This is a genomic window from Conyzicola sp., from assembly GCF_046714715.1.
Classification (GTDB): Bacteria; Actinomycetota; Actinomycetes; order Actinomycetales; family Microbacteriaceae; genus Conyzicola.
Genome location: NZ_JBKKAD010000131.1, coordinates 1 through 10,308, shown reverse-complemented (window position 1 = coordinate 10,308; position 10,308 = coordinate 1). Strand labels below are relative to the sequence as shown.

The 10,308-nt window shown below is 69.6% G+C and carries 11 protein-coding genes; 8 read left to right on the top strand and 3 right to left on the bottom strand.

Annotated elements, in window-relative coordinates; translation table 11 throughout:
- Nucleotides 1–300: acyl-CoA dehydrogenase family protein (locus ACLQ6X_RS09800; RefSeq protein ID WP_411699983.1), on the bottom strand; the 300-nt coding region annotated here is incomplete at its 3' end.
- A 108-nt stretch (nucleotides 301–408) separates the two neighbouring features.
- Here ACLQ6X_RS09800 and manA point away from each other — a divergent pair.
- Nucleotides 409–1,554 carry a mannose-6-phosphate isomerase, class I gene (gene manA / locus ACLQ6X_RS09795; protein ID WP_411699982.1) on the top strand — a complete coding sequence of 382 codons (1,146 nt, stop codon included), beginning with the start codon at nucleotides 409–411 and terminating at the stop codon, nucleotides 1,552–1,554.
- 7 nt (nucleotides 1,555–1,561) lie between these two features.
- On the opposite strand, the gene ACLQ6X_RS09790 is transcribed toward manA, so the two are convergent.
- A complete protein-coding gene (locus ACLQ6X_RS09790) occupies nucleotides 1,562–2,515 on the bottom strand; it encodes a GlxA family transcriptional regulator (RefSeq protein WP_411699981.1) in 954 nt (317 codons plus the stop codon).
- Between the two features lie 83 nt (nucleotides 2,516–2,598).
- Between ACLQ6X_RS09790 and ACLQ6X_RS09785 the strand changes: the two genes are divergently transcribed.
- The 5 genes from ACLQ6X_RS09785 (at nucleotide 2,599) to ACLQ6X_RS09765 (ending at nucleotide 8,632) form a co-directional block, all read left to right on the top strand.
- Nucleotides 2,599–2,751 (top strand): hypothetical protein, encoded by a 153-nt coding sequence (locus ACLQ6X_RS09785; RefSeq protein WP_411699980.1) that lies wholly within the window; start codon nucleotides 2,599–2,601, stop codon nucleotides 2,749–2,751.
- Nucleotides 2,748–3,710 carry a UDP-glucose 4-epimerase GalE gene (gene galE / locus ACLQ6X_RS09780; protein ID WP_411699979.1) on the top strand — a complete coding sequence of 321 codons (963 nt, stop codon included), beginning with the start codon at nucleotides 2,748–2,750 and terminating at the stop codon, nucleotides 3,708–3,710. The genes ACLQ6X_RS09785 and galE overlap by 4 nt, the downstream gene beginning before the upstream one ends.
- Before the next feature lie 116 nt (nucleotides 3,711–3,826).
- Nucleotides 3,827–4,144 (top strand): WhiB family transcriptional regulator, encoded by a 318-nt coding sequence (locus ACLQ6X_RS09775; protein ID WP_188510257.1) that lies wholly within the window; start codon nucleotides 3,827–3,829, stop codon nucleotides 4,142–4,144.
- Nucleotides 4,145–4,242: 98 nt separating this feature from the next.
- Nucleotides 4,243–7,083, top strand: coding sequence for a glycosyltransferase (locus tag ACLQ6X_RS09770; RefSeq protein WP_411699978.1), 2,841 nt, complete (start codon nucleotides 4,243–4,245; stop codon nucleotides 7,081–7,083).
- Entirely contained in the window at nucleotides 7,076–8,632 is a 1,557-nt protein-coding gene (locus tag ACLQ6X_RS09765; protein WP_411699977.1) for a DUF5719 family protein, read from the top strand. Before ACLQ6X_RS09770 ends, ACLQ6X_RS09765 begins: the two co-directional genes overlap by 8 nt.
- A gap of 4 nt (nucleotides 8,633–8,636) precedes the next feature.
- Here ACLQ6X_RS09765 and ACLQ6X_RS09760 read toward each other — a convergent pair whose 3' ends face one another.
- The gene (locus tag ACLQ6X_RS09760; RefSeq protein ID WP_411699976.1) at nucleotides 8,637–9,080 is read right to left on the bottom strand and encodes a metallopeptidase family protein; all 444 of its coding nucleotides are present in this window, start codon (nucleotides 9,078–9,080) and stop codon (nucleotides 8,637–8,639) included.
- Nucleotides 9,081–9,144: 64 nt separating this feature from the next.
- Between ACLQ6X_RS09760 and ACLQ6X_RS09755 the strand changes: the two genes are divergently transcribed.
- Nucleotides 9,145–9,351 carry a DUF3499 family protein gene (locus ACLQ6X_RS09755; protein WP_411699975.1) on the top strand — a complete coding sequence of 69 codons (207 nt, stop codon included), beginning with the start codon at nucleotides 9,145–9,147 and terminating at the stop codon, nucleotides 9,349–9,351.
- Nucleotides 9,348–10,308, top strand: a 961-nt coding sequence (manB, locus tag ACLQ6X_RS09750) for a phosphomannomutase/phosphoglucomutase (RefSeq protein WP_411699974.1), incomplete at its 3' end; no start/stop codon positions are given. The genes ACLQ6X_RS09755 and manB, both read left to right, overlap by 4 nt.

The following is a 10,308-nucleotide window of genomic DNA, read 5'->3' as shown; positions in this document are numbered from 1 at the left end:
TCCCACCAGTGTCGCAAGGCTCGCGTCGACCCTTGCGAGTTCGAGGGCGACCCAGCCGCGGAACACGGCCGTGTTCTCGAACACGCGCGTCTCCTTCCACGGTTGGCCGAACAGGCCGAGGTCGGCGAGGCCCGTCACGATCGAACGGGGGAAGAACTCGGCGTTGGCCCAGTGCTCGTTGACGATGGGGCGCACCTCGGCTTCGAGGTTGGCGCGAAGGCGCACGATGAGGTCTTTCTCCTGGTTGGAGAGGGCGTTCTCGTACCCGTAGAAGTCGCTGCTGAGTGACTCGAATGACATCTAAATGCTCCATTGCTTGTCGGAATCCTCCGAAAGGGTACGGCTCGCGGTCGGGCCTTTCCTAGGCGCTTGGTACTTTGGTCTAATCGAGCGACAAGGACGGCCCCCATGTTTGTAGGCATCACCAATACCCCGCGCGACTATGCCTGGGGATCGACGTCGGCGATCGCCGAGTTGCTGGGAACGACCCCTTCGGGTGGTCCGGAGGCAGAACTCTGGTTGGGTGCGCACCCCGGTTCCCCCAGCCGCGTCGAGGGGTCGGATGACACGCTCGTCGACATTCTCGACGGGCGCCTGCCGTTCCTGCTCAAGGTGCTCGCCGCCGCATCGCCGCTGTCGCTGCAGGCCCATCCGACCATGGCCCAGGCGGCCGTCGGATTCGAGCGCGAGAACGCCCTCGGCATCCCGCTCGACGCCCCGAACCGCAACTACAAGGACGCGTTCCACAAGCCCGAGCTGATCTTCGCGCTCAGCGAGAGGTTCCGCGCCCTCTGCGGGTTCCGTTCCGCGCACGCGATCACCTCCACGGTGGAGCGCATGATCGGAGCGCTGCCCGGCGACTCCGCGCTCAACGGCTTCTCCGACCGGCTGGGCTCCGACGACGACCTGCGCGAGGCCTTCGAGTGGCTGGTCACGGGCGGCGACGACGTCGACGAGCTGGTCGCCGCCGTGGTCGAGGCGTCGACCGGGCTCGACGGCGACAACTTCGCGCTCGTGGGCGAACTCTCGGCCGCGTACCCCGGCGACCCCGGGATCGTCGTGTCGCTCATGCTCAACCTCGTGACGCTGAAGCCGGGCGAGGTGCTCTACCTTCCGGCCGGCAACGTGCACGCCTACGTGGAGGGGCTCGGTATCGAGCTCATGGCCGCGTCGGACAACGTGCTGCGCGGCGGACTCACCCCGAAGCACGTCGACGTGCCCGAGCTGCTGTCGGTGCTCGATTTCACCCCGCTTCCGGTGCCCTACCTCGAGCCGGTCCGCCTGCCGGGCGGCGTCGCGCTGTACCGGCCGGGCGTGCCCGACTTCGCGCTGGCGGTCGTCTCAGAGCGAGTCGACGGCACCCGGTACGAACTAGCGGGCGACAGCATCGCGCTGTGCACCTCGGGCTCGTTCACCCTCGCCGGGGAGACCGGCTCCACCACCCTGGCGCGCGGCGAGTCGGTCTTCGTCACCGCCGACGAGGGCTCTCTGACGATCGCGGGCGACGGCACGCTCTTCATCGCCGGCCCGGGCGCCGAGCCCTCGGCGGAGTAGCCCTTCCCTAGGCCGACTGCCGCACGGCGAACGTGCGGCGGTACAGCGTCGGCGTGGTCTGCAACACCTTCACGAAGTGGTGCCGCATCACCGAGGCCGTGCCGAAACCGGTGTCCTGCGCGATCGATTCCAACGAGGCATCCGTCTCTTCGAGCATTTGTTGCGCCCGGATGATGCGCTGACGATTGAGCCAGGCGGAGGGCGTCGTGCCCATGTCGGCGCGGAAGCGACGCGCGAAGGTGCGGCTCGACATCAGCGCCTTGCGGGCGAGCTGGTCGACGGTGAGGTCTTCGGCGAGGTTCTGCATCATCCAGTCGGCGACCGCGGCGAACGAATCGGCGCAGACGGGGGAGACCGGTGACTGGATGAACTGCGACTGGCCGCCGTCGCGCTGCGGGGGAACGACCATCCGGCGGGCGACCACGTTGGCGACCGAGGCGCCGAGCTCGCAGCGCACGATGTGCAGGGCGGCGTCGATGCCGGCGGCGGTTCCCGCGCCTGTGACGACGTGACGGTCTTCGACGAACAGCACGTCGGGGTCGACGTCGGTGTCGGGGTATTCCTTCGCGAGGCGGTCGGCGTACATCCAGTGCGTCGTCGACCGGCGGCCGTCGAGGATGCCGGCCTGCGCCAGGATGAACGCCCCGCTGCACAGGCTCAGCACCCAGGCGCCGCGGGCCTCGGCGGCGCGGATGACCTCGAGGTATCGCTCGTCGATGTCTTCGAACCGGTGGGCCGTGACCGCGATGAGGTCGGCGTCGGCGGCGACCGAGAGGTCGCTGGCGATGCTCATGGCGTAGCCGAGGTTCGTGGCGACCAACCCCGGCTCGGCCGTGGCGATGGTGAAGTCGAATGCCGGCCCGCCCATCTCGCTGCGGTCGATGCCGAACACCTCGCACACGACGCCGAACTCGAACGGCGCGACGCCGGGGATGGCGAGCAGCACGACCTTCTTGAGCATGAGACCCCTATTGGCAGAAATGAACCGAACGCTGTCGATTCTGCCACTGTCGGCAGTATCTCGCCACTCCTAGATTTACTGCCATGTGGATATTCATCGTGGTACTCAGCTTGCTCGTCATCTGGGCCGTCGTCGCGGCGATCATCATCACGTTCCGCGACGGCTATCGCCCGGTTCCCACTTGCGATTTCGAAGGAGAACGCAACCGCAGCCGGCGCGATAGCGTTGGAGCATGACATGGCTGGTAACGGGTGGAGCAGGATATATCGGGTCGCACGTCGTGAAGGCGCTGGCCCACGCGGGGCTGTCGACCGTCGTCGTTGACGACCTGTCGAGCGGCTTCCGCGAGTTCGTCGGCCCCGAGGTGCCGTTCGTTCGCGGTTCCATCCTCGACGGCGAGCTGCTGCTCGCGACGATCGAAGAGCACGGAGTCACGGGGGTCATCCATGTCGCCGGCTACAAGTACGCCGGAGTGAGCGTGCAGCGCCCGCTGCACACCTACGAGCAGAACGTGACCGGAACGGCGGTGCTGCTCGCGGCCATGGCCGAGAAGAACGTCGACCGCATCGTGTTCTCGTCCAGCGCCGCCGTCTACGGAACGCCGCCCACCGAACTGGTGACCGAAGACACCCCGAAGAACCCGCAGTCGCCCTACGGGGAGTCGAAGCTCATCGGCGAGTGGCTGCTGCGCGACCAGGGCATCGCGGCCGGTCTGCGCCACACGAGCCTGCGCTACTTCAACGTCGTCGGCTCCGGCGACCCCGCGCTCTACGACACGAGCCCGCACAACCTCTTCCCGCTGGTCTTCGCCGCGCTGAAGGACGGCAAGACCCCGCGCATCAACGGCGACGACTACGACACGCCCGACGGCACCAACGTGCGCGACTACGTGCACGTCGCCGACCTGGCCACGTCGCACGTGGCTGCCGCGCTGCGGCTCGACGCCGGCGAGCCCCTCGAGGCCGCCTACAACCTCGGCAGCGGCGACGGCAACTCCGTCGGCGACATCATGCGCACCGTAGCCGAGGTCACCGGAATCGCGTTCGACCCGGTGATCGCCCCGCGCCGTCCGGGTGATCCCGCCCGCATCGTCGCGGCCGGCGATCTCGCCGCCCGCGACCTCGATTGGGAAATGCGCCATGACCTGCGGGAAATGGTCGCGAGTGCGTGGGAGGCAACTCGCCGCGCGTCGTAACCCTCTAATGGGGGTCGAAGGTTTTATGATCTCCGACTTGACTCTGACGAACTACACGGGTGTAATTATCTCTAACGCATTACGGTCATCCGGGTCGAGCGGCGAGGGGTAGAGCAATGGCGAACAGCGAATATCGCGCCAATGTTCCAGACGACTGGTTCGTCGATCCGGTTCGCTTGGGGGTACCGGGCGTACGCAAGGCCGACGTCGAAGAGAACCCACTCGCGTGGCAGACCGACTCGCTCTGCGCGCAGACCGACCCCGAGGCGTTCTTCCCCGAAAAGGGCGGATCGACCCGCGAGGCGAAGAAGATCTGCGGCTCGTGCGAGGTGCGCAACAACTGCCTCGAGTACGCCCTCGAGAACGACGAACGTTTCGGCATCTGGGGTGGCCTCTCCGAGCGTGAGCGCCGTAAGCTGCGCAAACGCGCGTAGTTCGGCGTCCCGGGTCCGCCCTCCACTGAAGCTGGCATTTGCCGGGGTGCGAGCGTGTCAGGCTCCCGTCGCGACGAGAGAGACCTAGGCTCACTGCGATGCAACCGAGAGTCACAGCGATACTTGTCGCCCGAAATGGGGCCGGCTATCTCGAGCGAACCCTCGCGGCGCTCGCGGCACAGACCCGGCGTCCCGACTCCACCCTCTTCACCGACGACGGTTCGACCGACGGCTCGGATTCGATCCTCGCCCGCGCCGACGCCACCGTGTTCGTGCCGGCCGCGAGTGCGCGAAGCTTCGGGTCGGCAGTCGCGAACGCACTGCGCGTGGCCGCACCGGACGGCGACAAAGACAGCTGGCTCTGGCTGCTCGCCCACGACAACGCCCCGGCGCCCGACGCCCTCGCCGCACTGCTCGGGGCCGTCGAGATCGCGCCCTCCGTCGCCGTGGCCGGCCCCAAGCTCATGCGCTGGCAGACGAGCGACGTCATCGAGTCGTACGGCGAGACCATCACGACGTTCGGCGCCTCCGTGTCGCTGGTGTCGGGCGAGCTCGACCAGGCCCAGCACGACAGGCACAACGACATGCTGGCCGTGTCGGCCGGCGGAATGCTCGTGCGCGAGAGCGTCTGGCTGGCGCTCGGCGGTTTCGACCCGGCCCTGCCGTCGGTCGACGCGGCGCTCGACTTCTGCATCCGAGTGCGTCTCGCGGGCCATCGCATCGTCGGCGTGCCGGATGCGCGCGTGGCGAGCGCCGGCGGGCCCGAGCGCTTCGACCGTCCGACCATCTCCGCGCACTCCACGCATTCGCTGCGGCGCCGCGCCCAGTTGCACCGTCGGCTCACCTACGCGCCGGTCGCCGCGGCCGTGTTCCATTGGCTCTCCCTGCTTCCCCTCGCGTTCGCGCGGTCGGTCTGGCACCTCATCGGCAAACACCCCGGGTTCATCCCCGGCGAATTCGCCGTGGCGCTCGCGACTGCCTTCAGCGGGTCGGTGCTCCCGTCGCGTCGTCGGTTGCGCAAGACGCGCGTGCTCGGCTGGGCGTCGATAGCGAAATTGCGGATGCCGTCGCGGGAGGTCCGCGAATTGCGCGCCAACCAGCGGGCGATAGCCGCGGTCCCCACCAGTCAGACGCCGCAGGGGCCCGAGTCGACCCGGCCGAGTTTTCTCTCGCAGGGCGGAGCCTGGGTGGTGCTGCTGGCCGGCACGATCGGCGCCGTGGCGTTCTCGTCTCTCTTCGGCGCGGCCGCCGTCTCCGGCGGTGCGCTCGCCCCGCTCAGTGCCACAGTCTCCGAGCTCTGGGCGAACGTCGGTTTCGGCTGGCGCGGGATCGGCGCCGGATTCGACGGGGCGGCCGACCCCTTCTCGTTCGTGCTCGCGCTGCTCGGCACCCTCACCTTCTGGGCCCCGTCGCAGAGCATCGTCGTCCTCTACTTTCTCGCCCTGCCGCTGGCCGCTCTCGGCGCGTGGTGGTGCGCCGCCCGCTTCGCCGAACGCGGCTGGTCGCCCGCGGTCGCCGCCATCCTCTGGTCGCTCGCGCCGCCGTTCCTCGCCTCGCTCGGCGGGGGACACCTCGGGGCCGTCGTCGCGCACCTGCTGCTCCCGTGGGTCGTACTCGCCACCGTTAACGCCGCACGCAGCTGGGCGGCCAGCGCGGCATCCGCTCTTCTCTTCGCGGCGACCGTCGCTGCGGCTCCCTCGCTCGCGCCCGCCCTGCTGATCGGCTGGCTGGCGTGGATGTCCGCCCGGCCGAAGAGCATCCACCGCCTGATCGGAATCGTGATCCCGGCGGCCGTGATGTTCGCGCCCCTCGTCGTGCAGCAGGCGATTCGCGGCAACTGGCTCGCGCTCGCCGCCGACCCGGGTGTGCCCGTGATCGGCAGCACCACCTCCGGCTGGCAGCTCGCCCTCGGGTCGCCGGTCAATGGGTACAGCGGGTGGAGCGACGTCGCCGCCGGCATGGGTCTGCACGACCTCGCCGCACCCGTCATCGTGGCAGCCCTGCTGGCGCCGCTCGCCGTGCTCGCCCTCCTCGCCCTGTTCCTTCCCGGTTCGAGCCGCGCGGTGCCGGCCATGGTCATCGCGTTCCTCGGTTTCGTCACCGCCGTGGCGGCCGCCCACGTGCAGGTATCGGCCGTGGGCGAGAACACCGCGGCGATCTGGCCCGCCGCCGGGCTCAGCCTGTTCTGGCTCGGCCTCATCGGGGCCGTCGTCGTCACGCTCGAGGTGCTCGGCCGCGCCGTCGTGCTCCCGGCCCTGCTCGTCGGTGCGACGGCCGTCGTGCTCGCCGGCCCGCTGCTCGCCGCCCCCATCGTCGGCGACAGCGCCGTGCGGGCCAGTAGCGGCCGCACCCTGCCCGCGTTCGTCTCGGCGGAGGCGGCCGGCGACAGCGCGCTCGGCACGCTCGAGCTCATCGCCCAACCCAGCGGCGCCTTGGCTGCCGTGCTCTACCGCGGCGAGGGCACGAGCCTCGACTCGCAGTCCACGCTCGCCGCGACCAGCACCGACACGACCGAGGCGCAGCGCCGGCTCGCCACCCTCGCCGGCAACCTCGCATCGAAGAGCGGGTTCGACACCGCGGCCGAGATGCAGAAACTGCACATCGGATTCGTGCTGTCGCCGGATGCCGCGGGAGATGCCGCCACGGAGACCCGGAAACGGGCGGGCGAGGCTCTCGACGGCAACCCGTCGCTTACGGCGATCGGCGAGACCTCCACCGGTTTCCTCTGGCGGTTCGCCGAACTCGACGACACCCGGCCGGCTGTGGGCCCCGGCCCGCTCGGCACCCCGCTCGGCGTCATCGTGACGCTCACGCAGGGCATCGTGCTCATCATCACCCTGCTGTTGGCCGTGCCGACCGGATCGCGTCGCCGCACGCGCACCCCGTCGAGCCAGCACAGCGAACCCGCCTCCACGTTCGAGGAGGACGACAATGTCTGATCGCATCGAGCCTGGTCACATCGAGCCGAATCACATCGAGCCCGTCGGCGACGACTACCCGGTCGACGAGAACGAGGCCGCAGCGCCCAAGGCCAAGATCACGGCGAAGAGCGCCGCGATCGTCGGGGTGCGCGTGGTCGCGGGCACCGTGGGCATCGCGGTCGCTCTCGCCACGATCGCCGGCGCCACGTTCCTCCCGATTCCGACGGTCGGCACGACGCCCGCCTCGGTCGACGTCACGCCCGTCCCCACGGCGCAGCAACTCGTCTGCCCGGGCGCGCTGCTGCGCCTCGGTGACGAGACGGGGCAGTCGGCGACGACGGCGTCGCCCATCGGCACACCCACCGTGCGTTTCGGCTCCACGAGCGGCGGCGACGATGTGAGTGTCAGCCCGTTGCAGCAGTCGGACGCCGGCACCGCGGGCACCGAGAGCGCCCCGATCCAGCTGCGTTCCACGGTCGGCGGCGACGACGATCTCGTTGCCGGCGCACAGTCCCAGGTGCCCGACACCGGTGAGTTCGACGGTCTCGCGACGGCCGACTGCGCCGGAGTCGCCACCGAGACGTGGCTCGTCGGCGGATCGACCTCGGTCGGGCGCACGACGCTCATCACGCTGGCCAACCCGAGCGACACCGTCTCGACCGTGTCGCTCGCCATCAGCTCGGAAGACGGCGCCGTCACGGCACCCGGTATCACCGGCATCGTGGTGCAGCCGCACGGGCAGCGCGTGCTGCCCCTCGCCGGTTTCGCCCCCGGAGTGGAATCGCCCGTGGTGCATGTCACGAGCCGGGGCGGCCAGATCGTCGCCAACCTGCAGCAGACCACCGTGCGCGGCATCGAGGCGGGCGGCGTCGACTTCGTCGGCGCGGGCCACACCCCGTCGACCACCCAGGTCATCCCCGGCGTTCGGGTCACCAACACCGACGCCCTGCAGTCGCGCCTCGGCGAAGAGGGCTACGGCGACCTGGCCTCTGTTCTGCGCGTGCTGGTTCCCGGCGACGAGGAGACCATGGTGGAGGTCACCGTCACGTCAGACGACGGTGCCGCCGCCGGAACCGCGTTCTCGGTCGACCTCGACGCCGGGGTCGTCGACGATCTCGCGCTCGACGGCCTCGTCGACGGCACGTACACCGTGCACATCACCGCGTCGCACCCGATCGTCGCCGGCGCCCGGGTGTCGACGGTCGCCCCCTCGGCGCCCGAGGGCGAGGCGCCGGGAAGCGACTTCGTCTGGCTGTCGACCGTCAACGCGCTGAACGACCGCGCCCTGGTCAGCATCGCCTCCGGCCCCGGTTCCCGGGTGAACCTCGTGAATCCCACCGACGTCGATGCAGAGGTGACGCTCGAAGCGACCGACGGCGACGACGTCACCCTCACCGTGCCGGCCGAGGGCGCTGCCCACGCCGATGTCGCCGAGGGCGACACCTACCTGGTGACCGGATTCGATCGGCTCTACGGCTCGGTGAGCTATGCGAGCGACGCGCAGGTCTCCGGCTACGCCATCCAGCCGCCCGCCGCGAGCGCCGAGGCGATCACGATCTTCCCCTAGCGGGTCAGTGGTTGCGGTAGCGATCCGGCGCGAGGTCCCACGGGTCCTTGCCGAGCAGCTCGGCCACGGCGCGGAAAACGCAGGTCTCGATCATCATGCGGCGGTGCAGCTCGTCGTGCCGGTGCAGGTGCGACAGGCGCTCGATCGGCAGCCGGTACAGCACGACGCGGTTCTGCGCCGGGAACACCCGCCAGCGGTCCACGCCGGGTGAGGTGCCCAGCTCGGCGGGCATCGCGGCGACCTCGAAGACGACGCCCGCGAGTTCGCTCGGCCAGACGTCTTTGAGATATTCGGCGGTCGAGGCGATCGTCATGTCGAAGATGTCCGACCGGCTGTTCAGGGGCGGCAGGTGGGGTCCGGTGACCGCGGCCCGGATGCCGCGACCGTGCCGGTCGCGCGAGCGACCACGCGTAGACGCCGGTGCGCTGCTCCTTCGCGATCTGACCATCCATCCAGTGTATTGCGGTGCGCGTTCGCCCGATGCCGGCGCGTGGTTCTAGGCTGGGGTCACGATGAGCCCACGACCGTGCAGCAAGGTGGCGTGCAACCACACGGCGGTGGCGACGCTCACCTACGTCTACGCGGATTCGATGGCCGTACTCGGTCCGCTCAGCCAGAAGGCCGAGCCGCACAGCTACGACCTGTGCACCAAACACGCCGAGCGCATGTCCGTGCCTCAGGGATGGCAGGTAATCCGTCATGTAGTTTTGGGGTCGTGAATTATTCCCCCATTGATCTGACCCAGTTCGTTAAGACCTACGACGTGCGCGGCCTCGTCGGCAGCCAGCTCACCAGCGAGGTCGTCAGCGCCCTCGCGGCAGGGTTCGTCGACGAAATCGGCGCGGCGGGAACCGACGTCGTCGTCGGTCACGACATGCGCGATTCCTCGCCCGAGTTCGCCTCCGCCTTCGCGCGCGGCGCTCAGGCCCGCGGCGCCAACGTCGTATCGATCGGCCTCTGCTCGACCGACGAGACCTACTTCGCGTCCGGCTCGATGGACGCCCCGGCCGCCATGTTCACCGCCAGCCACAACCCGGCCACCTACAACGGCATCAAGTTCAGCCGCGCGGGAGCCCAGGGCATCAGCCTGAACACGGGCCTCGCCGCCATCCGCGACCGCGCCACCGCCTACCTGGAGTCTGGCGTCACCCCCGTGGGCGACCCCGGCTCCTTCCGCGAGGTCAACGTGCTCGCCGACTACGCCGCGTACCTGCGCAAGCTCGTCGATCTCGGCAGCATCCGCCCCATCCGCGTGGTCGTCGACGCCGGCAACGGCATGGGCGGCCTCACCGTCCCCGCCGTGCTCGGCGAAGCGGCCGGTCTCGCCGGCCTGCCGATCGAGATCATCCCCATGTACTTCGAGCTCGACGGGACCTTCCCGAACCACGAGGCGAACCCGCTCGAGCCCGCGAACATCGTCGACCTGCAGAAGGCCGTCGTCGAACACGGGGCCGACCTCGGCCTCGCCTTCGACGGTGACGCCGACCGCTGCTTCGTCGTCGACGAGAAGGGCGACGCGGTCACCCCGTCGGCCGTCGCCGCCATCGTGGCCCTGCGCGAGATCACCCGCGTGCGCGGCATCGAGCCCGACCTCGACATCGTCGTGCTGCACAACCTCATCACCTCGCTCATCGTGCCCGAGACGATCGAGGCCGCGGGCGCCACGGCCATCCGCA

What these genes read in the sequence shown, in the direction of transcription:
- manA (WP_411699982.1), top strand. Translation starts at nt 409, where the DNA reads ATGTTTGTAGGCATCACCAATACCCCGCGCGACTATGCCTGGGGATCG.
- ACLQ6X_RS09790 (WP_411699981.1), bottom strand. Translation starts at nt 2,515, where the DNA reads ATGCTCAAGAAGGTCGTGCTGCTCGCCATCCCCGGCGTCGCGCCGTTC.
- ACLQ6X_RS09785 (WP_411699980.1), top strand. Translation starts at nt 2,599, where the DNA reads ATGTGGATATTCATCGTGGTACTCAGCTTGCTCGTCATCTGGGCCGTC.
- galE (WP_411699979.1), top strand. Translation starts at nt 2,748, where the DNA reads ATGACATGGCTGGTAACGGGTGGAGCAGGATATATCGGGTCGCACGTC.
- ACLQ6X_RS09775 (WP_188510257.1), top strand. Translation starts at nt 3,827, where the DNA reads ATGGCGAACAGCGAATATCGCGCCAATGTTCCAGACGACTGGTTCGTC.
- ACLQ6X_RS09770 (WP_411699978.1), top strand. Translation starts at nt 4,243, where the DNA reads ATGCAACCGAGAGTCACAGCGATACTTGTCGCCCGAAATGGGGCCGGC.
- ACLQ6X_RS09765 (WP_411699977.1), top strand. Translation starts at nt 7,076, where the DNA reads ATGTCTGATCGCATCGAGCCTGGTCACATCGAGCCGAATCACATCGAG.
- ACLQ6X_RS09760 (WP_411699976.1), bottom strand. Translation starts at nt 9,080, where the DNA reads ATGGTCAGATCGCGAAGGAGCAGCGCACCGGCGTCTACGCGTGGTCGC.
- ACLQ6X_RS09755 (WP_411699975.1), top strand. Translation starts at nt 9,145, where the DNA reads ATGAGCCCACGACCGTGCAGCAAGGTGGCGTGCAACCACACGGCGGTG.